This is a genomic window from Micromonospora sp. NPDC053740, from assembly GCF_040677775.1.
In the GTDB taxonomy this organism is placed as follows: Bacteria; Actinomycetota; Actinomycetes; order Mycobacteriales; family Micromonosporaceae; genus Micromonospora; species Micromonospora alfalfae.
Genome location: NZ_JBFASO010000007.1, coordinates 106,691 through 130,199 on the forward strand (window position 1 = coordinate 106,691; position 23,509 = coordinate 130,199).

Annotated in this window: 18 protein-coding genes; 7 read left to right on the top strand and 11 right to left on the bottom strand. The window is 72.6% G+C overall.

Going from position 1 to position 23,509, the window contains the following annotated elements; all coding sequences use genetic code 11:
- The first annotated feature begins 26 nt into the window (after window positions 1-26).
- Both mptB (AB0K35_RS19600) and mptB (AB0K35_RS19605) read left to right on the top strand, forming a co-directional pair.
- Window positions 27-1,427 (top strand): polyprenol phosphomannose-dependent alpha 1,6 mannosyltransferase MptB, encoded by a 1,401-nt coding sequence (gene mptB / locus AB0K35_RS19600; protein ID WP_363886689.1) that lies wholly within the window; start codon window positions 27-29, stop codon window positions 1,425-1,427.
- Between the two features lie 14 nt (window positions 1,428-1,441).
- Entirely contained in the window at window positions 1,442-3,022 is a 1,581-nt protein-coding gene (mptB, locus tag AB0K35_RS19605) for a polyprenol phosphomannose-dependent alpha 1,6 mannosyltransferase MptB (protein ID WP_363886692.1), read from the top strand.
- A 245-nt stretch (window positions 3,023-3,267) separates the two neighbouring features.
- On the opposite strand, the gene glnA is transcribed toward mptB (AB0K35_RS19605), so the two are convergent.
- Window positions 3,268-4,692, bottom strand: a complete 1,425-nt coding sequence (gene glnA / locus AB0K35_RS19610) for a type I glutamate--ammonia ligase (protein WP_112671701.1) — start codon at window positions 4,690-4,692, stop codon at window positions 3,268-3,270.
- 263 nt (window positions 4,693-4,955) lie between these two features.
- Here glnA and AB0K35_RS19615 point away from each other — a divergent pair, with 263 nt between their 5' ends.
- Window positions 4,956-5,354 (top strand): RDD family protein, encoded by a 399-nt coding sequence (locus tag AB0K35_RS19615; protein WP_357289810.1) that lies wholly within the window; start codon window positions 4,956-4,958, stop codon window positions 5,352-5,354.
- Window positions 5,355-5,668: 314 nt separating this feature from the next.
- On the opposite strand, the gene AB0K35_RS19620 is transcribed toward AB0K35_RS19615, so the two are convergent.
- Complete coding sequence (locus tag AB0K35_RS19620; RefSeq protein WP_145779624.1) at window positions 5,669-6,355, bottom strand: DUF4191 domain-containing protein; 687 nt, start codon at window positions 6,353-6,355, stop codon at window positions 5,669-5,671.
- 207 nt (window positions 6,356-6,562) lie between these two features.
- On the opposite strand from AB0K35_RS19620, the gene AB0K35_RS19625 reads away from it, so the two are divergent.
- The gene (locus AB0K35_RS19625) at window positions 6,563-6,733 is read left to right on the top strand and encodes a hypothetical protein (protein ID WP_167362519.1); all 171 of its coding nucleotides are present in this window, start codon (window positions 6,563-6,565) and stop codon (window positions 6,731-6,733) included.
- Entirely contained in the window at window positions 6,730-9,801 is a 3,072-nt protein-coding gene (locus AB0K35_RS19630) for an AAA family ATPase (RefSeq protein ID WP_363886697.1), read from the top strand. The genes AB0K35_RS19625 and AB0K35_RS19630 overlap by 4 nt, the downstream gene beginning before the upstream one ends.
- Before the next feature lie 122 nt (window positions 9,802-9,923).
- On the opposite strand, the gene AB0K35_RS19635 is transcribed toward AB0K35_RS19630, so the two are convergent.
- Window positions 9,924-11,642 (bottom strand): hypothetical protein, encoded by a 1,719-nt coding sequence (locus tag AB0K35_RS19635; RefSeq protein ID WP_363886700.1) that lies wholly within the window; start codon window positions 11,640-11,642, stop codon window positions 9,924-9,926.
- Between the two features lie 53 nt (window positions 11,643-11,695).
- Window positions 11,696-12,691 (bottom strand): lipoyl synthase, encoded by a 996-nt coding sequence (gene lipA / locus AB0K35_RS19640; RefSeq protein WP_238667478.1) that lies wholly within the window; start codon window positions 12,689-12,691, stop codon window positions 11,696-11,698.
- Between the two features lie 453 nt (window positions 12,692-13,144).
- On the opposite strand from lipA, the gene aspS reads away from it, so the two are divergent.
- Window positions 13,145-14,431, top strand: coding sequence for an aspartate--tRNA(Asn) ligase (gene aspS / locus AB0K35_RS19645; protein ID WP_363886703.1), 1,287 nt, complete (start codon window positions 13,145-13,147; stop codon window positions 14,429-14,431).
- Window positions 14,432-14,481: 50 nt separating this feature from the next.
- On the opposite strand, the gene AB0K35_RS19650 is transcribed toward aspS, so the two are convergent.
- The 4 genes from AB0K35_RS19650 to AB0K35_RS19665 all read right to left on the bottom strand — a co-directional run bounded on the left by AB0K35_RS19650 (window position 14,482) and on the right by AB0K35_RS19665 (window position 18,897).
- Window positions 14,482-14,874 carry a VOC family protein gene (locus tag AB0K35_RS19650; RefSeq protein WP_363886706.1) on the bottom strand — a complete coding sequence of 131 codons (393 nt, stop codon included), beginning with the start codon at window positions 14,872-14,874 and terminating at the stop codon, window positions 14,482-14,484.
- A 46-nt stretch (window positions 14,875-14,920) separates the two neighbouring features.
- Window positions 14,921-15,562 carry a lipoyl(octanoyl) transferase LipB gene (gene lipB / locus AB0K35_RS19655; protein WP_363886708.1) on the bottom strand — a complete coding sequence of 214 codons (642 nt, stop codon included), beginning with the start codon at window positions 15,560-15,562 and terminating at the stop codon, window positions 14,921-14,923.
- Window positions 15,563-15,660: 98 nt separating this feature from the next.
- Window positions 15,661-17,007, bottom strand: a complete 1,347-nt coding sequence (locus AB0K35_RS19660; protein WP_363886711.1) for a hypothetical protein — start codon at window positions 17,005-17,007, stop codon at window positions 15,661-15,663.
- A gap of 57 nt (window positions 17,008-17,064) precedes the next feature.
- Window positions 17,065-18,897, bottom strand: a complete 1,833-nt coding sequence (locus AB0K35_RS19665; protein ID WP_363886714.1) for a DUF2079 domain-containing protein — start codon at window positions 18,895-18,897, stop codon at window positions 17,065-17,067.
- A 218-nt stretch (window positions 18,898-19,115) separates the two neighbouring features.
- On the opposite strand from AB0K35_RS19665, the gene AB0K35_RS19670 reads away from it, so the two are divergent.
- Window positions 19,116-20,351, top strand: coding sequence for a PHB depolymerase family esterase (locus tag AB0K35_RS19670; RefSeq protein WP_363886716.1), 1,236 nt, complete (start codon window positions 19,116-19,118; stop codon window positions 20,349-20,351).
- Between the two features lie 105 nt (window positions 20,352-20,456).
- Here the strand turns inward: AB0K35_RS19670 and AB0K35_RS19675 are convergent, their stop codons facing one another.
- The 3 genes from AB0K35_RS19675 to AB0K35_RS19685 all read right to left on the bottom strand — a co-directional run bounded on the left by AB0K35_RS19675 (window position 20,457) and on the right by AB0K35_RS19685 (window position 23,468).
- Window positions 20,457-21,371, bottom strand: coding sequence for an LLM class flavin-dependent oxidoreductase (locus AB0K35_RS19675; RefSeq protein WP_363886719.1), 915 nt, complete (start codon window positions 21,369-21,371; stop codon window positions 20,457-20,459).
- Between the two features lie 76 nt (window positions 21,372-21,447).
- Complete coding sequence (locus AB0K35_RS19680) at window positions 21,448-22,347, bottom strand: TIGR01777 family oxidoreductase (RefSeq protein ID WP_363886721.1); 900 nt, start codon at window positions 22,345-22,347, stop codon at window positions 21,448-21,450.
- A 131-nt stretch (window positions 22,348-22,478) separates the two neighbouring features.
- Window positions 22,479-23,468, bottom strand: a complete 990-nt coding sequence (locus tag AB0K35_RS19685; protein WP_238667469.1) for an aldo/keto reductase — start codon at window positions 23,466-23,468, stop codon at window positions 22,479-22,481.
- Window positions 23,469-23,509: the final 41 nt, after the last annotated feature.

Here is a 23,509-nt window from a genome sequence, read left to right on the forward strand (position 1 = left end):
AGCGACGGGCTGGCAGCATGTCCGGCGTGCCTTCCCACCTCGCGCGCTGGACCGGCCTGGCCGGCTCGATGCTGCTCGCGCTCGCCGCTTTCCTCGGCGGCGCGTTTCCCAGCGGCCCCCTGCGCAGCACCCCGGTCAGCATCTGGCAGGGGCCCGACGGTCCGCTGATCCTCGCCGCCTGGTTGGTCGGCACCGGCCTGATGGCGTACGCCTGGTGGGCGCTACGTGACGGAGGACCCTCGACGCGCTGGGCGCTTGTCACAGTCGGGCTCTGGCTGCTGCCGTTGCTGATCGCACCGCCCTTCGGCAGCCGGGACGTGTACGCGTACGCCTGCCAGGGCGCCAGCTTCGTCGGCGGCATCAGCCCGTACGAGCAGGGCGTCTCCGCACTGCCCTGCCCCTGGCTGGACTCGGTCTCGGTCATCTGGCGCGACACCCCGGCGCCGTACGGGCCGCTGTTCGTGCTCATCGCGGGCGCCGTGGTGAAGGCCACCGGTTCGCTGACCGCCAGCATCGTGCTGTTCCGTGCGCTGTCGCTGGTCGGCGTCGTCCTCACCGCGTGGGCCCTGCCGACGCTGGCGCGTCGGGCCGGTGTGCCGGCCAAGCGGGCGGTGTGGCTGGCGTTGGGTTCCCCGCTGGTCGCCGCGCACCTGATCGGTGGCCCCCACAACGACGTGCTGATGCTCGCCGCGCTCGTCGGCGGGCTGGCAGTGGTGGCAGCGCACCCGGGCCGGCGCAGCATGCTGCTGGTCGGCGGGCTGATCCTCGGCATCGCGGTGGCGATCAAGGTGACCGCCGTGGTGGTGGTGCCGTTCGCCGCACTGGCGGCCACCGCAGGGCCGTACCGGATCCGCACGCTGATCCGCGACGGCGGCTGGGTGGTCGGCGGCACCATCGCCGCCGTGGTCGGCGTGACAGTCGTCGGTGGGCTGGACTTCGGTTGGATCGGCGGGCTGTCCCAGGGTGGCGCCGCCATCGCCTGGACGTCCCCGTCGACGGCCGTGGGGCAGACGGCCGGGTACGTCGCGGCGCTGTTCGGTGGTCACATCGACGCGCTGCCGGTCACCCGCGGGATCGCCGTGGTCGTCCTGGCCGTCCTGCTCGTCTGGCTCTGGTGGCGGGCCCGCACCCGCGACCCGCTGTACCACGCCGGCCTCGCGCTCGCCCTCACCGTCGCGCTCGCCCCCGTGGTGCACCCCTGGTACTGGACCTGGCCGCTGTTCGTGCTGGCCGCCACCGCCCAGCGGACCAGATGGTTCATCGTGGTCGCCCTGGTCGCGTCGTTCCTGGTGCTGCCCGACGGCACCGGGCTGCCCCGCTACACCAAGACGGTCGGGGCGCCGCTGATGACGCTGTTGGTGATCGTGCTGGTCATCCGGTTGGTACGGTCGGCTCGGGCGGCCCGTCAGCCGGTCGCCGCCGACTGAGGGAAGGTGCGCCGGTGACCGCTCCCGGCCCGCCCGCTGGCCCACCGGTTGCCCGCGTCGCCCGGTACGTCGGCCTGGCCGGCGCTGTCCTGCTCGCCGTGGCCGGATACCTCGGCGGGGCACTGCCCGACGCCCCGCTGGGCGTGACACCCGCGTCGATCTGGCGAACCCCGGACGGCCCGGCGACGCTGACCTGCTGGCTGATCGGCACCGTGCTGCTGGTCGGGGCGTGGTGGTCACTGCGCGAGGGTGCGCCGTCGACCCGTTGGGCGTACGTCACCGCCGGGCTGTGGGCGCTACCGCTGCTGGTCGCGCCACCGCTGGGCAGCCGCGACGTCTACTCGTACGCCTGCCAGGGCTGGACGTACGCGCACGGCGTCGACCCGTACGCCGTGGGGGTGGCGGCGGCGGGCTGCCCCTGGCTGGACACTGTGGCGCCGATCTGGCGGGACACCCCGGCACCGTACGGGCCGGTGTTCGTCCTGCTCGCGGCGCTCGCGGTGAGTGTCGGCGGCGGGCTCACCGGCACGCTCGTGACGCTGCGGATCATCGCCGTGGCGGGGCTGCTGCTCGCCGCGCTCTGCGTGCCCGCTCTGGCGCGGGCGGCCGGGGTGCCGGCCCGTCGGGCGGTCTGGCTGCTGCTGGCCTGCCCGCTGGTCGGCGTGCACCTGGTGGGCGGGGCGCACAACGACGCCGTGATGCTCGGGCTGCTGCTGTGCGGGCTGCTGGTCGTGGTCCGTCGACCAGGTCGCCCGGCGGCGCTGCTGCTGGCCGGCGCGCTGCTCGGGCTGGCGGTCACTGTGAAGGCCAGCGCCGTGGTGGTGGTGCCGTTCGCCGTGTTGGCCGCGGTGCACGGCCGGTACACCGTTCGGGCGTTGCTGCGCCACTGTGGTTGGCTGGCCGGAGGGCTGCTCGCCGCGCTGCTGATCACCTCGGCGCTGTCCGGCCTCGGCTTCGGCTGGGTGGGCGGGCTGACCCACAGTGGCGACTCGGAGCAGTGGACGTCACCGCCCACCGCCGTGGGCTTCGTGGTCGACTACGCCGGCGCGCTGTTCGGCCGGGACCCGCAGGCGGTGCCGGTGGTCCGGACGGTGGCGCTGCTGCTGCTCGTCGGGGTGCTGCTGGTGCTCTGGTGGCGGGCCTGGCATGTGCTGCGCGGGCTGAACGAGGCCGCGGCTCCCGAGGCGAGGGGTTCGGGGGCGGGGAGTTCCCTGGTCGCGTCTTCGGAGTTCGCTGGTCCTGAGGTTGGGTGTCCTCCGGCGGCGCGCTCCCGGGTGGCGCTGCACGGCGCGGCGTTGGCGCTGGTCGCCACCGTCGTCCTGTCCCCGGTCTTCCACCCCTGGTACGCGACCTGGCCGCTGGCGCTGCTCGCGCTCACCGCCACCCGGACCACCTGGTTCGTGCTGCCGGCCGGGGCAGCGACCTTTCTGGCCCTGCCCGACGGCACCAACCTGGCCCGCTTCACGAAGGCACCCGGCGCGGTGGCGATGACCGCCCTGCTCCTGTTCCTGCTCCTTCGGGTCCGGCAGAACGGGCCGAACCGCTCGTCACATCGACGATCCGATGCTCAAGATCGCGCCCGAACATGGTTGTAGTGGCATCGCCGGACGCCGACGCCACTACATCCTGAATCGAGCACGATCTTGGGAGCAGGTCAGGGGCCGGTGACATGCCGGGCGTGGGCGGTCAGCGGTGCGTGTTCCAGGTCGGGCCGAGGGTGGAAGGCCGGGCCAGCTGGCGCGTACGGCCGGCGGCAGAGCGGTATCCCCGGGGCGTTACGAAACGGGCCGGGCCGGCTCCGCGATCGCGGAGCCGGCCCGGCCGGTGTTCTAGCGACTGCTCAGCAGTCGTAGTACATGGCGAACTCGTGCGGGGTCGGGCGCAGACGCACCGGGTCGACCTCGTTGGCGCGCTTCCAGTCGACCCAGGTGGAGATCAGGTCGGGGGTGAAGACGCCGCCGTCGAGCAGGTAGTCGTGGTCGGCCTCCAGCGAGTCGAGCACCGCCGACAGCGAGCCCGGCACCTGCTTGACGTCGCCCCACTCCTCCGGCGGGAGGTCGTAGAGGTCCTTGTCGATCGGCGTCGGCGGCTCGATCTTGCTCTTGATGCCGTCGAGGCCGGCCATCATCATGGCCGAGAAGGCCAGGTAGACGTTGGCCGACGGGTCCGGGACGCGGAACTCGACGCGCTTGGCCTTCGGGTTCGCGCCGGTCACCGGGATGCGGGTGCAGGCGGACCGGTTGCGCTGCGAGTAGACCAGGTTGACCGGCGCCTCGAAGCCCGGCACCAGGCGGCGGTACGAGTTGATCGTCGGGTTGGTGAAGGCCAACAGCGACGGCGCGTGGTGCAGCAGACCACCGATGTACCAGCGGGCCATGTCGGACAGGCCGGCGTAGCCGGTCTCGTCGTAGAACAGCGGCTCACCGTTGAGCCAGAGGCTCTGGTGGGTGTGCATGCCGGAACCGTTGTCGCCGAACAGCGGCTTGGGCATGAACGTCGCGGTCTTGCCGTTGGCCCAGGCCTCGTTCTTCACGATGTACTTGAAGAGCTGGAGCTGGTCACCGGCGTGCAGCAGGGTGGAGAACCGATAGTTGATCTCGGACTGGCCGGCGGTGCCCACCTCGTGGTGCGAGCGCTCCACGTTGAAGCCGGTGTCGACCAGGCGGCGCACGATCGAGTCACGCAGGTCGGCGTAGTGGTCGACCGGCGGGACGGGGAAGTAGCCGCCCTTGTACGCGGTCTTGTAGCCGCGGTTGCCGCCCGGCTCTTCGCGGCCGGTGTTCCAGGCGCCCTCGATCGAGTCGATGTAGTAGAACGACTGGTGCGCCGAGGTCTCGTGGCGGATCGAGTCGAAGATGTAGAACTCCGCCTCGGCCCCGAAGTAGGCGGTGTCGGCGATACCGCTCGCCGCCAGGTACGCCTCGGCCTTCTTCGCCACGTTGCGCGGGTCGCGGCTGTAGGCCTCACGGGTGAACGGGTCGTGGATGAAGAAGTTGAGCGCGAGCGTCTTCTGCGCGCGGAACGGATCGATGAACGCGGTGGCGACATCCGGGAGCAGGAGCATGTCCGACTCGTGGATCGCCTGGAAACCGCGGATCGACGAACCGTCGAACGCGAGGCCGTCGGTGAAGAGGTCGTCGTTGACGGACTCGACCGGCAGGTTGAAGTGCTGCATCACGCCGGGCAGGTCGCAGAAACGAACGTCGACGAACTTCACGTCCTCGTTCTTGAGGTATCGCAGCAGTTCCTCGGGGTTGGCGAACACACATCCTCCTGGCACGTCCACGGGGTGGCTAGGCTTCTGGCGACGCTAGGGCCGGGGGGTTGCCCGGCCGTGTCTCCGTTGTTTCTGCCGTGTTACGTCCCTCGCGGAGCGTCAGCGACGCCCCGGTCCGCGCCTCCGGCCCGCCAGGAACGCCGTACCGACTGTGCCAGTGTAATGACATCTGATGCCTTTGGCCTGAATCGGCACACAGCGGCGGCGGCACCCGGCAACCTCTCATCCCGGCGCGGATACCCTTGACCGCTGTGACCAATCCGCACCTCCCGGCAGCGCCGGCCACCGACCCCACCTTCGCCGCGCCGAGCCTCGGTCGGCGGTTCGGGGCGTTGATCATCGACTGGGTCCTCTGCCTGCTGGTGTCCAACTTCTTCGCCGACCCGGTACGCGACGGCTGGGCCCCGGTGCTGGTGCTCGTCCTGGAGTACGGCATCTTCCTGGGCCTGTTCGCCCAGACCCCGGGCATGTACATCACCAAGATCCGCTGTGTGAACTGGCTCGACGGTGGCCGGATCGGCGTGCTCCGGGGGCTGATCCGTGGCCTGCTGCTGGCCCTCGTCGTCCCCGCACTGATCATGGACGAGCACCGGCGCGGCCTGCACGACCGCGTCGCCGGCTCGGTCATCGTCGACGCCCCCCGCGGCTGAGCCAACCCCTCCGGCATCGCGCGAACCGCAAGATCGCACTCGATCCAGGATCCAGTGGCATCCGCCCCGAGCGAGGCCCCTACATCCAGGATCGAGCACGATCATGGCGTGGTGGGGGCGAGGACGATCACGCGTGGCGTGGGCGGAGCACGATCATGGCGTGGTGGGGGCGAGCACGATCATGGCGTGGTGGGGGCGGGGACGAGAGGTGGCTTGGGGCGGGCGGCGCGTCGGGGGTGGGCGCCTGAGGGCGTACGCGTAGAAGGAGCCGGGCCCGCGCGGGCCCGGCTCCTTCCATACGTACACCTGAGGGGTCAGCGGCCCCGCGACTGGCGGAAGGCGCCTGGCGGCCGCATGTTCTTCGGGATCGCGCCCTTGGGCATCTGTGGCCGGGCGGTGAGCGCCTTGAGTCGCTTGTCCAGCGAGTTGACGTCCTTGCCGGAGAGGGCGCGGGGCAGGCGCAGCAGCGTCGTCCGCAGCTTGCGGATCGGCAACTCGCCCTCCTCCTGCCCGATCACGTAGTCGTGCAGGGGAGCGGAGCCGATCACCTTCGACAGCCGCCGCTTCTCCTGGCCGAGCAGGCCGCGCACCCGCTGCGGGTTGCCCTCGGCCAGCAGGATCACGCCCGGGCGACCGATCACCAGGTGGACCATGTCCATCTGGGTGGTCGAGCTGACCGCCGGGGTCACCCGCCAGTCGCCGCGCATGTTCTCCATGATCTGCGCCGCCGCGCCGGGTTGCCCCTCGGCGGCGTTCATCATCGCCTTGTTGGACCGCAGGTTGAGCACGATCAGCACCGCGAGCAGGATGAACAGGATGCCCAGCGGCAGCCAGATCCAGCCCCAGAGGATGACAGCGACAACGGTGAGCGCGAGCGGGAGCAGCACCGCTGCGGCGACCAACGGCGCGAACCACCGGTCCTGCTTGGCGGTGAACTGGAACACCATCCCGATCTGCTTCAGCCGCTGGCCGAACGAGACCTTCTCCTGGGGCTTTGCCATGCCGCAGAGTCTAGTGGTCGCCGCCGGCCCGGTTGATCCGCGTCCGGGTGCCGGGGCAGCTGAGTACCTTACGTCGCCGTACGCGCCCGGAGCGGCCGGGTAAGGAGGCTGTGGGCGGGGAAGATGAGGCGCCATGCCCATGCCCGGGTGGGGCCTTCGCGCGAAGAGTCGTCAGCAGAAGACGACGACGCCACGAAGGAGCCCGACATGTTCGGCAACGACGCAGATTTCCTGCTCACCCTGCACCGCACCCACGCCGCTGAGCTGCGCGCCGACGCGGCCGCGGACCGGCTCGCCCGGTCGCTGTCCCGTCCGGTGAGCCGCGGGTGGTTGGGCCGGCGCAGGCAGGCCGGTCGCACCGGCGACGCCCGCCGGTGACCGCGCCCAGCTCGGCCGCCAGGCCCAGCTCGGCCGCCACGCCGACAGCGCTCGGCGCGGCCGTCACGTCCGCCACACCCGTCGGGCTGGCCGCTCGACCCGATCCGACCCCGCCGCCCGGCCGCCGGCCGATCGGCGGGGTCGGCGGGGTGGGCCGCCATGGCATGCTCGAACACGTGACCGTACGCGCCGCCAGCTCAGTCCTCGTCGGGCGCCACAGCGAGACCGGGGCGCTACGGGGCGCGCTGGGCCGGGCGCGGGCCGGGGAGCCGACCACAGTGCTTGTCGGCGGCGAGGCGGGTGTGGGTAAGACCCGGCTGCTGGAGGAGTTCGCGGGCTGGGCCATCGACGGCGCGGCGCGGGTGCTGGTCGGCCAGTGTCTTGAGCTGGGCGAGGCGGGTCTGCCGTTCGCGCCGTTCGCCGCCGCGTTGCGCACTGTGCTGCGCGCCGACGGCCCCGAGGCCTTCGCCGGCTACGAGGCGGAGTTCGCCCCGCTCCTGCCGGAGCTGGGCCGCGCCTCCGCGGCACTGACCACCCCGCGTGCCGTCCCGCTCAGCGACGCCCCGCGCGGATACCTGTTCGACCTGGTCGCCGAGCTGTTCCAGCGGCTGGCCGACGCCCGCCCACTGGTCCTGATCATCGAGGACCTGCACTGGGCCGACCGCTCCACCCGCGACCTGATCGGCTTCCTCGTCCGGGCGGCGAGGCCGGGCCGGCTGCTGCTGGTCTGCACCTACCGCACCGACGAGTTGCAACGCGGGCACCCGCTGCGCCCGTTCCTCGCCGAGCTGGATCGGGCCCGGGGTGTGGAGCGGGTCGAGCTGGCACGCCTGGACCGCGAAGGCACCGCCGCGATCCTCACCGACCTGCTCGGCGCCGAGCCGCTCGCCCGCACCGTCGACGATGTCCACGACCGCACCCAGGGCAACCCCTTCTTCATCGAGGAGTTGGCCGTGGCCGGTGACCCGATCGGCTGCGCCGCGCTCCCCGAGACGCTGCGTGACCTGCTGCTGGCCCGGGTGGACCGGCTCCCCGAGCCGGCCCAGCGGGTGTTGCGGATCGCGGCCGCCGGCGGCACCCGCTTCGCCCATGACCTGCTCGCCGAGGTCGCCGGGCTGCCCGAGACCGAGCTGGAGGACGCGTTACGCGCCGCCGTCGCCGCCCAGTTGGTGGTGGCCGACCGGGACGGGGACTACGAGTTCCGACACGCGCTGGTCCGCGAGGCGGTACACGACGAGTTGTTGCCCGGTGAGCACGCCCGGCTGCACGCCCGTTTCGCCGCCGCCATCGAGGCCCAGCCCCATCTGGTAGCCGCCGGCCGGGCCCCGGCCGAGATCGCCCACCACTGGCACGCCGCGCACAACCACCCGCGCGCCCTCGTCGCCGCACGAGCCGCCGCGTGCGCCGCCGCCGAGCGGTACGCGTACGCCGAGCAGCGCCGACTGCTGGAGCGGGCGCTGGAGTTGTGGGAGCTGGTGCCGGACGCCGCCGACCTGCTCGGCATGGACCACCTGGCGTTGCTGGAGCAGACCCTGGACGCCGCGGTGACCGCCGGCGACTTCAGTCGGGCCATCACCCTGACCCGCGCCGGGCTGGCCGAGGTGGACGCCGACGCCGCGCCGTTGCGTGCCGCCCGCCTGCTGGACCAGCGCGGTCGACTGATGGCCCTGCTCGGCAAGAGCGACGGCAGCCCCGAGTTGGATGAGGCGTACCGGCTGGCGGCCGCTGGCCCGCCCGGCGCGGAGCGGGTCCGGTTGCTCGCCGACATCGCCACCCACCTGGTCAAGATCGACCCGCAGAAGGCGGCCCGGGTGGCAGCCGAGGCCGCCGCCGACGCCGAGGCGCTCGACGAACAGGTGGCCCTGCTGTCGACGCGGATCGCGTTGCTCTGCCACGGCGAGCGGGACCTGACCGGCGGGCTGGCCGAGCTGGGCCAGGCGGCCGCCGCTGCCCGTGCGGCGGGGGACGCGCCGACGCTGGTGCTCGCCATGGTGTTCGAGTCGGACATGCTCTGCGAGTTGGGCCGCTACGCCGAGTCCGCGCAGGCCGCCGAGGCAGGTGTGGTCGAGGCGCGACGGGTGGGGATCAGCCGCTCCACCGGGGCGTACCTGCTCTCCAACCGGGCCGAGGCGCTCATCGCGTTGGGTAGGTGGGACGAGGCCGAGGCGGTCTGCGCGGAGGCCGCTCGAATCGACCTGTCCGGTGTCACCGGTCTGCACTGGCTCCAGTTGGGCGCCGGGCTGCGGCTGGCCCGCGCCCATCCGGGCGCCGACGAGTTGGTCGACCGGGCGCTCACCTTCCTCAACCGACCGTACCTGTGGCCGAACCACCGCCTGCCCCTGCACGAGCTGGCGATCGAGGCGGCGCTGGCCGCTGACGACAAGATCGAGGCGGTACGGGCGGCCCGCGTCGCGGTCACCGACGAGAGCCTGTCGCGGCTGCCCAGGGAGGGTTGGCCGGTGCTCAGCGCCGCCGCGCGTACCGCGGCACGGGTGGGCGACAGGGAGTTGGCCGCCGCGGTGGCGGCGCTCGCCACCGACCTGCCCGCGCGGCACCCGGCGGCCCGCGCGCACGCCGCCCAGGTCACCGCGCTGCTCGCGGTCGGCGACCAGGCGCTGCCGGCGTGGCATGCGGCAGTCGACGCGTGGCGAGCCGACGGGCAGCCCTACCCGTTGGGCAGGGCGCTGCTGGCGCTGGCCGAGGCGACCGCCGCAGCCGGGGACCGCGACAAGACGGCGGCGACTGTCATCGAGGCCACCGAGATCGGCCGGCGGCTGGGTGCGACCCCGCTGGTCGAGGCGGCCGCCACCCTGGCGCGGCGAGTCGGCCTGCGCTCCGGGGGCGGGGTCGGCGCGGACCTGCTGACCGCCCGGGAGCGGGAGGTGCTGCGCCTGGTCGCCGAGGGGCACAGCAACAGCCGGATCGCCGAGCGGCTGTTCATCTCGCCGAAGACGGCAAGCGTGCACGTCTCCCGGATCATCGCGAAGCTGGGTGTGACCAACCGGGTGGAGGCCGCCGCCCTGGCCCACCGCCTCGGCCTGCTCACCGAGCCCGCCGCGCCGCGCTGAGGCGCGCAGTCGAGCCGCGCCGCGTTGAGGCGCGCACCGCGCCGCGCCGCGTTGAGGCGCGCACCGAGCTCGCCGCGCTGACGCGCGCGCTGAGCCCGTCGCGCCGACGTGGGTGGTCGAGGTCAGCGTGGCAGGTAGATGCGCCAGCCCTCGATGGTGACCAGGTCCAGGCTGCCCGGCGTGGCCCGCTGCCGCTCGTCGAGCACCTCCGCCAGGGGCGAGCCGGCCGGCGCGACCCAGGCCGGTGCCGCCGCGTTGTCCACCTCCCGCCGGTACGCGGGGTAGCGGTCGAAACCCTGGCGCAGGGTGTCGTCGACGACAGCGCAGACCACCTGCTCCGCGCTGGCGAAGGTGAGTCGGTTGCAGGTCCAGTAGCCGGCGCGTACGTGCCGTACGCCGAGCTGACGCAGGGTGCTCACCAACTCGGTGTGCCGGGCCTCGGCGGCCCGGGTCGCCGGGGCGGTCTGGGCCGCCCGCCAGGTGGCGTGGGCGGCGGTGCCCAGCGTGGCGGCGAGCGACACCACAGCGACCGATCGGGCCAGCGTCGACCCGACTCCGCGCCGGCCGGTCGCCGCCGGACGAAGCCCGTGCCGGGCCACCGTCCACACCGGCCAGAGCAGCGCCGGCAGGGAGATGAGCAGGCAGGACAGGTAGCGGGAACTCTCCACCGGGGTGAGGCCGGCGGAACTGCTCACCGTGTACGCGCCGAGGGTGGCCACCGCGGCCAGCACGAGCGCCAACCGTGCGGCCGCCGCCACCCGAGGCGACACCGCGTCGGGGCCGACAGCGGCAGAGCCAGCAGGATCGGGGTCGGGGGTGCGTAGCGCCCGCCAGGCGGTGGTGGCGGCGATGACCAGCAGCAGCGGCAGGGCGAGCGACCACCACAGTTGCCAGGTGGCGCACTGGCCGGGAGCGCAGAAGCCCATGCCCAGTCCGGGGCCGAGCACCAGGCCGCCGTGCAGCCGGTCCGGCCAGCCCGCGCTGGCGTCCGCACCGCTGGCCGCGAGCACGGCGTGCAGCGGGTTTCGCCCGGTCAACAGGCTGTGCAGCAGCAGTGGGGCCGCCCCCAGCACGGCCGCCGCCCCGAGCAGCGCCCCGGCGGCACCCCACAGCTCCCGGCGGCAGAACCCGACGAGGACCGCGCCGGTCGCCGCGACGTACGGCAGCACCAGCGGGTCGACCCAGAGCATCAGCCCGGCCAGGAACCCCCACGCGGCCCAGCGCGCCAGCCGCCAGCCGGGTCGCCCGGTGTCTGCCGCCCGCCCGTCGGGTCGCCCACCGTCGGCCGGTCGCCGCCCCGGGCGACGGGTGGCCAGATCCACTGTGAGCAGGGCCAGCGCCGCCCCGGCCGCGTTCATCTCGGGGTAGCCGCCGCCGGCGATCAGCTGGTTCTTGATGACCCGGTCGGAGCCGAGGGCCAGCAGCGCCACCATCAGCAACCCGAACCACCGGTCCCCGGTCAGCCGCAGCGTCAACCGCCAGGCCAACAGCAGGAACAGCGCGTACAGGGCCAGCGTGGGCAGCCGCAGCCCGAGCAGCGACGGCCCACCGGCGAGGGCGAACACCGGCGCGGCCAGGTACGCCTCCAGCGTGCCCATGTACTGCTGGCCGTAGAACCAGACCGGAAAGCCCTCGCCCCGGGCGATGTGCAGCGCGGCCAGCCCCATGGTGGCCTCGTCGCTGTTCGTCGGCGGCGCGGCGTGCAGCAGGAGCCAGAGCCGGTAACCCACCCCGGCGAGCACGGCCAACCCGGTGAGCCAACCGACCAGGCCGGGACGTGCGCCGGGCCGCGGGCGGGGCGAGCCAGCGCCGCGCGGCTGCTCGCGTACCCCGACGGTCATCACAGGATCATGACACCCGGGCGTCGAACGGCCGTGCGGCGCTGCCGACGGAGTCAGCTGGCGGTGGCGACCGAGGCGGCGGCGCGGGCGTCGATGGCCTGCTTGTAGAGCCGGCCGGCCCGGTACGACGAACGCACCAGCGGCCCGCTCATCACCCCGGCGAAGCCGATCTCCTCGGCCTCCTCGCGCAGCTCCACGAACTCCTCCGGCTTGACCCAGCGGGTCACCGGGTGGTGCCGGGGCGAGGGCCGTAGGTACTGGGTGATGGTGATCAGCTCACAGCCGGCGTCGTGCAGGTCGCGCAGCGCCTGCGAGACCTCGGCCCGCTCCTCGCCCATGCCCAGGATGAGGTTGCTCTTGGTGACCAGGCCGTCGGCGCGGGCCTGCCGGATCACGTCCAGCGAGCGGTCGTAGCGGAACGCCGGCCGGATGCGCTTGAAGATGCGCGGCACGGTCTCCACGTTGTGGGCCAGCACCTCGGGGCGGGAGCCGAAGACCTCGGCCAACTGCTCGGGGACGGCGTTGAAGTCCGGGATCAGCAGCTCGACGCCGCAGCCGGGCTGGAGGGCGTGGATCTGTCGGACGGTCTCGGCGTACAGCCAGGCGCCGCCGTCGGGCAGGTCGTCACGGGCGACACCGGTGATGGTGGCGTAACGCAGCCCCATCGAGACCACCGACTCGGCGACGCGACGCGGCTCGTCGGCGTCGAACTCGGCCGGCTTGCCGGTGTCGATCTGGCAGAAGTCGCAGCGCCGGGTGCACTGGTCACCACCGATGAGGAAGGTGGCTTCCCGGTCTTCCCAACACTCGTAGATGTTGGGGCAGCCGGCCTCCTGGCAGACGGTGTGCAGCCCTTCGCGCGAGACGAGCCCGCGCAGTTGGGTGTACTCCGGGCCCATCTTGGCCTTGACCTTGATCCATGGCGGTTTGCGCTCGATCGGCGTCTCGGCGTTACGCGCCTCGATCCGCAGCAGACGCCGCCCCTCGGGGGCCGCCGTTGCGGTGCGCGCTGCCTGGCCGGTCGTCGGCGCGGAGTGCTCGATCGTCACGAAAATGAGCCTACGCTGGACGGCGGGTGTCTATGTGCGTCAGGCGACCGGCGTCACGCCCCGAACGTTGTGACGCCGGACACCGGCCGGTTGGAAAAGGGCGTCACAGATCGGGGAATCGGGTGCTACGGTCGCCGGCAACAGCGACGACGGAGCCGAGTAGCCCCCGACCCGCCAGTGCAGAGAGCCGCCGGTGCTGAGAGGCGGTCTGGCACCGGGGCGCGAAGACCCTCCCGAGCTGCGGGAAGAACGGCCGCGGGCTCCCCGCGCCCAGTAGAGCCCGCCCGGCTGGCCCCGGTCATCAGGCGACGAACGAGGCCCCCGCTTAGGCGGGGGCGAAGGTGTGGTGGCACCGCGAGGTTCCCGCTCGCCCACACCTCCCTGGGGCTGATGCGACGCTTTCGCCACCCCAGGGCGGCGACGGCGTGGCGATCGACCGAGGAGCAGCCCGCCATGCAACGAACCCTGTCCCAGCAACTGCCCGCCAGGATCGGCACGACAGTGCGGATCGCCGGCTGGGTGCACCGCCGCCGACTGCTCAAGTCGGTTGCCTTCCTGATCGTGCGCGACGCCACCGGCCTGGCCCAGGTGGTCGTCACCGACCCGGCCGTCCGCGCCGAGCTGGAGAAACTCACCGAGGAGACGGTCGTCGAGGTCACCGCGACGGCCACCGCGAACGGCGCCGCGCCCGCCGGGGTCGAGCTGACCGACCCGACGGTACGTCTCCTCGGGCCGCCCGCCGCACCGCCACCGTTCGACCTGTACCGGCCGGCGCTCACCGCGAGCCTGCCCACCCAGTTGGACAACGCGCCCACAGCGCTGCGACACCCCACCCGGTCGGCCGCGCTGCGGATCTCGGCGGCAGCGGTGTCCGGGTTCCGGGCCGCACTCGACGCCCAGGACTTCGTGGAGGTCCACACGCCGAAGGTGGTCAGCTCCAGCACCGAGAGCGGGGCGAACGTGTTCGCGCTGGACTGGTTCGGCCGGCCCGCGTACCTGGCCCAGTCGCCGCAGTTCTACAAGCAGCTGATGGTCGGCGTCTTCGAACGCGTCTACGAGGTGGGGCCGGTGTTCCGGGCCGAACCGCACGACACCGTCCGGCACCTCGCGCAGTACACGTCACTCGACGCGGAGTTGGGCTTCGTCGCCGACCACCGGGACGTGATGCGGGTGCTGCGCGACACCCTCGACGGGATGCTCGGCGCGGTGGGCGAGCGGGCCGGTGGCGCGCTGGCCACGCTCGGCGTCACGCCGCCGCAGGTGCCCACGGAGATCCCGGCGGTGCACTTCACCGAGGCGCTGACGATCGCCGGCGCGCCCGCCGACGAACCGGACCTGGCGCCCGCCCACGAACGGGCGTTGGGCGAGTGGGCCCGCCGCGAACACCTGTCGGACTTCCTCTTCGTCACCGGCTACCCGATGGCGAAGCGGCCCTTCTACACCCACCCGGACCCGGCGCGGCCCGCGTACTCGAACGGGTTTGACCTGCTCTTTCGCGGTCTGGAGCTGGTTACCGGCGGGCAGCGGCTGCACCGGCACGCCGACTACCTGGCGGCGTTGGCGGCCCGGGGCGAGCCGGTCGAGCCGTACGCCGGCTACCTGGACGCGTTCCGGCACGGCATGCCACCGCACGGCGGTTTCGCTATCGGCCTGGAACGGTTCGTGGCCCGGCTGGTCGGCGCGGCCAACATCAGGGAGGTCACCGCGTTCCCGCGGGACCTGCACCGCCTGACTCCGTAGCACTGTGCCCTGCCGGCCCACTCGTTCGCGTGGAGCGGGCCGGCAGGGGCTCAGACGGGACCGAGCAGGTCCCAGAGGTTGCCGGCGACGTCCCGGAAGACGGCGACCCGGCCATACGGCTCGGTGCGGGGCGGCTTGACGAACTCGACGTTCATCTCGGCCATCCGGCGGTAGGTGACGTCGAAGTCGTCGACCTGGAGGAAGAACCCGACGCGGCCGTGGGTCTGGTCGCCCACCGCGGCCTGCTGCCGCTCGCCGTCCGCGCGGGCCAGCAGCAGCCCGGTGCCGCCGCCCGGCGGGCGGACCACCACCCAGCGTTTCGGCCGCCCGTCGTTGGTCAGCGACGGGGTGTCCTCGGCCAGCTCGAAGCCGAGAACGTCGGTGAAGAAGGCAATGGCCGGGTCGTACTCGGTGACGACGACGGTGACGAGATCGATCTGCACCCGACCGAGGGTAGGCGACCCTCGGTCACCCGGCGCGCGGCCGGTGTCAGACAGTGACGAGGGTGGACAGCCGGCGCTCGACCACCGGCAGCACGTCGGCCACGGTGACCGGGCGGCCCAGCTCGGCGGTGAGCGAGGTGACGCCCGCGTCCCGGATGCCGCACGGCACGATCCGGTCGAAGTACGTCAGGTCGCAGTCACAGTTGATCGAGAAGCCGTGCAGGGTGACGCCCCGGGCCACCCGGATGCCGATGGCGGCGACCTTGCGGGCCGGCCCCCTGTCGTCCTCGGGAACCCACACCCCGCTGCGCCCCTCGACCCGGCCTGCGGTCAGCCCGAACTCGGCGCACACGTCGATGAGCAGCTCTTCGGTACGGCGGACGTAGGCGACCACGTCGACCGGGTCGGGCAGGCGCAGGATCGGGTAGCCGACGAGCTGCCCCGGCCCATGCCAGGTGATCTTGCCGCCGCGGTCCACGTCGACGACCGGAGTGCCGTCCGTCGGTCGGTCCCACGGTTCGGTGCGCTTGCCCGCGGTGTAGACGCTCGGGTGCTCCAGCAGCAGCACTGTGTCGCCGCGCTCGCCAGCCACCACCGACTCGTGCAGGCGTCGCTGCTCGTCCCAGGCGGCCTGGTAGTCGAGCAGGCCGGCACGGACGGCCGTGAGGCCGGGGGTCGTCGTCGTCACGGCAACCAGCCTAGTCCCGTCAGAGGCGTTCTTCCCTGGTGAGCCGCCTCACGAGGACGTCGTCGTGTCGCTCGGCCGCACCGCTCGGCGGCTCGTTGTCACTCCGGAGCAGGGACCGTCGCAGCGCGGTGGCGGCGGATGCGGCGAACGATGAGAGCGATCGCGAGCAGCGTCGGCACGCCCAGCGTCAGGTAGACCCACAGCGGGGCGGCGAACGGTGACGGCCGGGGCTCCGGCCCATTGAACGCGGCCCGGGTCAGCAGGTCGGCCGGCACCATCAGGTCGGTCGACCCGACCGGCGTGGTCACCAGCACCTCGCGACCGCCGTCGGGCGACAGCGCGGCGAGGAGGGCTTGCCGGTCCGTGTCCTGCTCCGTATCGCTGACATACCGCAGGATCGGGTCGTCCGCGCGCCAGCCGATGATCCCGCTGGCCGAGGTGCCGGCCGGCAGGGCCTGGCCGACCGCCTGACCGGTGGCCGTGTCCAGGAACTCGATTCGCCAGGTGCGCGCCGCCGCTTGCTCGGCCGTGCACCTGGGCCCGGCGCAGCCGTCGAAGGCGAGCAGCGCGAGCCGCCGGCCGTCGGGGTGCCAGGCGGCGGGGCCGGCCAGTGTCCGCCGGTCGCCCAGGTCGACCTGCCAGCGAGGACCGCCGCCGGCCGGGTCGACGACCACCAGTCGCTGGCGTTCGGCGAGCTGGGCAGGCACGTCCGGTGGGCCGGTGACCGCCACCAGGTCGCCACCGGGTGACCAGGCCGCCTGGTTGTGGGCGGCGAAGGTGCCGGCCGCGACGACCTGTTCGGTGCCCTGGTACGGGTCGACGACGAGCAGGTCGTCGGGCTTCTCCGGGTCGTTCAGCTGCTGGTTGTCCGGCCCGTAGCTGATCACCGAATCGTCGTTGCTGCGGGTGCCGAGCACGCGCCGCCCATCCGGCGACCAGGCGAAAGGGTGCAGCCCGGGTTTCACTGTGCGGCGCTGCCGGCCGGTGGTGAGGTCCAGCAGCTCGCCGGACTGCGGCCGCAGGTAGTGCCGCCCGTCGGGGGAGAGCAGCCCGTGCCCCTCGGCGATGCCGATCGGGATGAGCCGGTAGGCGCCGTCCCGGGCGACCAGCACGCCTGTCGACTCGAAGTAGCGGGTGCGGTCGGTGAAGAACACCAACGCGGCCGGACCGGCGGGTCGTTGCCCCACGGTGGCCTGCCACAGCCACGGATCGCGCACCCGGCTCGGCACCACCCCGACCGTGCTCCCGCCGGCCGTGCTCCCGCCGGCCGTGCTCCCGCCGGCCGTGCTCCCGCCGGCCGTGCTGTCGGTGGCAGTGCTGTTCGCGGCGCTGGCGGCTGGCGCGCCGAGCGCGACGCTGTTCGCGGCTGGCGCGCTGAGCGCGACGAGCCCCAGCGCGAGCCCGACCACGGCGGCACGCCGCAATCGCCCACCGGTCAATCTCATCGGCCCATTAGACGCGACGGCGGCCGGTCGTGATGCCCCGGCCGGCCGCGTCGCGGTCTACCGATCGGCGGGCGGGATGCGCCACACCCAGACGTCGTCGACCCGTTGCGGCTCGCCGAACAGGGCGGTGCCGGTACGCAGCAGCGCCTCCTCGTCAACCTCGAACTTCGCGCCGTGCACCTGGTCGGCGAGCACCACCGTCTCGATGCGCCAGTGCCGCAGATCCGACTGGACCTCCCGGATCGTGCCGTCGGTGACGATGGGCACCAGGCCCGTACGACCGGCCTGGTCCATCAGGGCGCTCAGGGTGCGCGGAACCGGACCGATCCGGCCCCGGCCGTCCGGCCCGCCGGGGCCGAGGAAGAAGCCGCCCGGGATGGCGAACTCGCCCTGCCGGTGCGACAACGCGTACGCCTGCCAGCGCTGGCCGTCCGGGTAGATGTCCACGGTCAGCGGCACCGGGGTCAGCACCCCGTCGGGTGAGACGTAGTCCCGCCACGTGCCGGAGGTGATGAAGCGCGGGATCGGCTCCCGCTCGTCGGTCAGCAGCGGGGTGGGCAGCAGCGGCACCAAGGCCACCGCGAAACCCAGCAGCCAGGCCAGTTCCGTGGAGCGGTGCCGGGGTGGTGCGGCGCGCAACTGGTCGACCGTGTACGCCAGCAGCAGCCCGATCACCGGCGCGACCACCAGCGCCAGCCGGGCGGGCAGCGCGGCGTTCACCACAGGCAGTTGGCCAAGCAGGTCGAACGGCATGGGGAGGTCGGTGCGTCGCCCGTCGACCTTGGCGATCGGGCCGAAGGAGAGCACCGAGAAGATCAGCGCGACGGCGCCCAGCGCCCAGAGGGTGGCCCGGCGGTGCGGGTCGGCCCGCCGCCAGAGCACGACGAAACAGAGCACGCTGAGCACCAGCAGCGGGATGCCGAAGAACGAGTTCTCCTCGGTCGGGTTCGGTGCCAGCGAGGTGCCCAGCCCCGCCTCACCGGCCAGCGAGCGGCGCGGGAAGGCGGCGAACGCCGCGATGTCCTCGGAGTGGATCACCGGGTCGAAGCCGGTGCCGTGGAACCGTTGCGGCCCGGCGAAGTGCAACCACAAGGGGTACGACAGCAGCACACCGGCGACCACGGCGGTCACCCCGAGCCCGCGCAGGAAATTGGGCAGCGCGACGCGGGCCTCGGCCCGGTTGGCCGGGTGCAGCGCCCAGATGGCGACGAACAACCCCAGCGCCAGCGCGGCGAAGAAAAGCCCTTCGGCGGCGATCGAGAAGGCCACCGCTACCAGCACGCCGAGGATCACCCCGTCCCGCAGCCAGTGCCCGGCGCGGCGTAGCGCGAACAGCCGCCAGATCAGCAGCGGCACCAGCCAACCGGCGGTCCAGTTCAGGTGCGCGTTGGCGTGCGACACCATGCCGGGGGAGTAGGCGATGAACAGCGCGCCGACCCCGGCGGCCAGCCGGCTGCGGACCAGGTGCCGGGAGAGCAGCCAGTACCAGACCAGGGCTGTGGCGAGCAGGTTCAGGGTGAGGATCACCAGGAACGTCGCCGGTGGCCCGATCAGGTACGTGAGTGGGGCGAAGACCACCGCGTACACGGTGATCGTCGTGTTGACCGCGAGGTTCACACCGTCCGGGACGTTGATCAGGTAGGTGAAGAGCGGGTTCTCCCAGTGGGTGACCGCGTGCCCGCCGAAGGCCAGCAACCATTCGAACAACGCCTGGTCGCTGGAGTTGACGGTGATGGTGCGGACGTTCGGGTCCCGCCACAGCCCACTGGTCACCCAGACGGCGAGCGCGAGCGCCACCAGCACGACGATCAGGTCGGCCCGGCGGTCCCGGACGGTGTGCGGCGGTGGCACGGGTGCGGGCCCGGTGGCCAGCGACGGGGAGGACGGCACGCAGCGGACGTTACCAACCGGACCTGGACGGGCCGGTCAGACCTGCAAGGACGGGACCGTTGGGGACGGATTCGGTCCGCCACGTCGACTGTCTGACGTACACAGCGTCCGTCGTGAATGTGTGAGTGTGCCCCATGTCATAGCGGCGACACATCGTCGTAACGTCTCGGCAACTCGACCGTGACCCAGTTCACAGTCCGCCCCTTCAGGAGGCCGCCGTGCGCCGCTCCTCGTCCACCCTCACCCGGCTGCTCGGTGCGGTCGCCGGGCTCGCCCTCGCCGTCGCGGGCGCGGTCGCCGTCGCCGCACCAGCCCAAGCCGCCACCCTCACGCAGGTCACCGGGTTCGGCTCCAACCCCGGCAACCTCGCCATGTACGCCTACCGGCCGGACGGCCTGCCGGCCAACTCCCCGGCCGTCGTCCTGCTGCACGGGTGTACGCAGAACGCCTCCGGCTACTTCGCCAACTCCGGCTGGCAGAAGTACGCCGACCAGTGGAAGTTCGCCCTGATCGTCGCCCAGCAGCCCAGCGGCAACAACGCCAACTCCTGCTTCAACTTCTTCGAGGCGGGGGACACCGCCCGAGGTCAGGGTGAGGCGCTGTCGATCAAGCAGATGGTCGACCACGCCAACGCGAACTTCGGGGTGAACGGCTCCCGGGTCTACGTCAGCGGGCTCTCCGCGGGCGGGGCGATGAGCGCGGTCATGCTGGCCACCTACCCGGACGTCTTCGCCGCCGGATCGATCATCGCGGGGATTCCGTACCGCTGCGCCACAAGCATGGTCAACGCGTTCAGCTGCATGAACCCGGGTGCGGACAAGACCCCCGCGGCCTGGGGCGACCTGGTGCGGGGCGCGTACTCGGGCTACACCGGCCCGCGCCCCCGAGTGGCCATCTGGCACGGCACCTCGGACACCACTGTCGCCCCGCTCAACGGCACCGAGTCGCGCGACCAGTGGACCAACGTGCGAGGCGTGTCGCAGACCCCGACCAGCACCTCGTCGCTGCCCGGCAACACCAGCCTGGAGGTGTACGGCAACGACGACGTACGCCTTTACCGGATCTCCGGGATGGGCCACGGCACCCCGGTCGACCCAGGCTCGGCGGCCGAGCAGTGCGGCACCGCTGGCGCGTACTTCCTGGACACCATCTGCTCGACGTACCGTGACGCGCTCTTCTTCGGTCTGAACGGCGGCGGGACCAACCCGACCCCGACCCCGACGGCCACCCCCACGCCGACCCCGACGGCCACCCCGACCCCGACGGCCACCCCGACCACGCCGCCGACCTGCGTGACGGCCAGCAACTACGCGCACGTGGCAGCGGGTCGGGCGTACCAGTCCGGCGGCTACGCCTACGCCAACGGCTCCAACCAGCGCATGGGCCTCTACAACACCTTCTACACCAGCGCCCTCAAGCAAACCGCCCCCAATTACTGGGTGATCGGCTGCTGAGCCCCCCACCCACCCGCCTGCCCCTGTTGATCAAGAGGTTTGCGTCAGATTCCGGCTCCCGAATGACGCAGACCTCTTGATCAACAGGGTTAGGGGGGCGGGGGCTCAGGTCAGGCGGGCCAGGACCGGCGCGAGCGGATCCAGCGCGTCGCTGCGGACCACGAACCGGGTCACCCCCCAGCGCCGTTCGTGCTCGGCGACCGCCGTGATGATCTCGCCCACCGTGCCGATCAGCACGAACGGGGTGGTCAGCAGTTCGGCGGCGGTCATGCCGTTGCGCCGGGCCTGTTCCACGGCGGCAGCCTCGGCGTCGTCGGTGATCACCACCGTCTGCACCAGCGCCTCCAGCGCCGGCGGGTCGGCTCGTCCGGCGGCGCCGGCGGCAACGCAGGCCAACTGCGCCTCGATCTGGTCGGCCCGCCAGCGCGCCTCATGCTGGTGGCCGTCGGCGAGGGTACGCCCGAACCCGGTCAGCCCGACAACGTCGGCGTGCGCGCCGGCCCAGCGCAGCAGCGTCGAGTTCGCCGTACCCATCGTCAGCGGGATCCGGTCCTGCACCGGCCGGGGTTCGCGCAGCACCGCCTCGCGCATCGTCAGCTCCGCCGAGTCGACGCTGACCGAGGCGCCGTCGAGCAGGGCACGGACCGCCTCGGCGACGGCCACGCAACGGCGGACCCGACCGGCCACGTCGGGGCGTTCCCGGCCCACAGCGCGCCACTCCGCCGGGGTGTGACCGGCGCCGACACCGAGCCGGGCCCGTCCGCGGGAGATCAGATCGAGGGTGGCCACGTCGGCCGCGAGCAGCATCGGTTCCCGTACGCCGAGGTTCGACACGTACGAGCCGAGCCCGATCGTCGAGGTGACCGGGGCGGCGGCGGCCAACGCCACGAACGGTGACGTCACGTCGCCGGGGTGGTCCGCGGCGAGCAGAGCGTCGAAGCCGGCGGTCTCGGCCCGACGGGCCAGCTCGGCCCAGCTCGCCGCGTCGGTCGGGGTGGCCTGGAGGGAGAAGGTCGCCATTGGTCCAGCATCGGCCCACGCCGGCCCACCGACGACCCGCTGGCAGCTGATTCTGCCGAGGGCCGAACCACCGGGGTCAGGGAGTCAGGGCTGCGTGGAGGGCTTCGGGGAGGGTGGGGTGCTGGTAGGGGTAGGCGGCCCTGGTGAGGACTCCGGGGAGGACTCTGGTGCTGGTGAGGGCCTCGTGGGAGAAGCCGCCGAGGACCACCTTGAGCGCCAACGCGGGGATCGGGATGATCGCCGGGCGGTGCAGTTGCCGGGCCAGCTCGCGGGTGAACTCGGCGTTGGTGACCGGGTTTGGCCCCACCACGTTCACCGGTCCGGCGATGTCGTCGCGGTCGAGCAGGAAGCGGGTCGCGTCAAGCCAGTCGGCCATCGAGATCCACGGCAGCCACTGTCGGCCACTGCCCAGCCGGCCGGCGATGCCCAGCTTGAACGGCAGCAGTTGCGGCTTGAGCAACCCGCCCTCGCTGTGCAGCGGCAGACCGGTACGCAGCCGGACCACGCGTACCCCGGCGTCCTCGGCCGGCCGGGTCGCGGCCTCCCACACCCGGCAGACGTCGGCCAGGAAGCCCTCGCCGGCCGGTGCGTCCTCCTCGACCGCCCGGTCGCCGGTGTTGCCGTACCAGCCGACGGCCGATGAGTTGAGCAGCACGCCGGGTCGGTCGGCGGCGGGGAGCCCGGCGATGGTGGTCGCCAGCGTGGTGGTGGTGTCCACCCGGCTGGTGCGGATCAACCGTCGGTAGTCGTCGTTCCAGCGTTTGTCGCCGACACCCGCGCCGGCCAGGTTGACCACTGCGTCGGCCTCGGCGACCACGGCCGGATCGAGCTGCCCGGCGGCCGGGTCCCACCGCCGCTCCTTCGAGTCACGCGGCGACCGACGGACCAACCGGGTGACCTCGTGCCCGTCGCGGACGAGCAGGTCGGCCAGTCGTGTGCCAAGGAAACCGGAAGCGCCGGCCAGAAGGATCCGCATACCCCCATCTTCGTCCAGAACGCCGCCGACGGACGCACCCCCTCGCCGATCTTGCACTTTCTGTCGCCGTTACACCCCGACACATCCGTTTCGTCGGGACAGCAACTGCAAGATCGGCGAGGGGGAGGGGGTTAGGGGGTGCGCAGGTCGGCGAGCAGTCGCTCCACCTCGGCGTAGGACTCGGCACTCAACGGGCCCTGCTCCAGGGTGGCCAGGTTCTCGTCGGCCTGGGCCACGGTGCGCAGACCCGGGATCGGCACGGTACGGGGGCTACGCGCCAGCAGCCAGCCGAGCGCGCCCTGCGCGAGGGTGCGCCCGTCGGCGGTAAGCGCCGCGCGGACCTGGTCGACCCGGGCCGCCCAGCGTGGCGTCGGCCGGCCGTCGGTGAACCATTCCAGCCACTCCGGTGCCCGCCCGCGCACATCATCCGCCCCGACCGCCCGGGTCGACCCGGTGAGCAGCCCCATCGCCAGCGGCCCACGGTTGAGGCTGGCCAGGTCGTGTTTGTCGCAGACCGCCAGCACCGCCGCGTTGTCGCGCAACACCGACTCGTCGTGCTGGACAGCCGCGCAGTGCGGGCCGGCAGCCGCGAACGCCTCCGCGGAGGCAGGGTCGTCGGTGCTCCAGCCGTACGCCCGGATCTTGCCCTGGTCGACCAGGGCCTCCATGGTGTCGACAAGATCGAGCGCGGCGGGTACCGGCAGTGCGTTGATGTGCAGTTGGTAGAGGTCGACGTGGTCGGTGCCGAGCCGGCGGAGCGAGTCTTCCAGGCTGCGCACCGCGAAGGCCGGGCTGGCGTCCGTGCCGAGCGCCCGCCGGGTGCCCTCCTCGCTGACGTTGCCGAACTTGGTGGCGATCACCACGCTGTCCCGCCGCCCGGCCAGTGCTTGACCGAGGATCCGCTCGCTGTGCCCGGCGCCGTAGTTGCTGGCGGTGTCGAACAGGGTCACCCCGAGGTCGAGCGCCCGGTGGATGGTGCGGATCGACTCGTCGTCGTCCACCTCACCCCAGCCGAACGGCTGCCCGTCGTCACCCCAGAGCGGGCCGCCGATGGCCCAGCACCCCATTCCGATCGCGCTCACCGTGATGCCGCTGCGTCCCAGCGTCCGTGTCGTCGTCATGGTCAGCAGCCTCCAACCTGGAGCGCGCTCCAGGTCAAGCA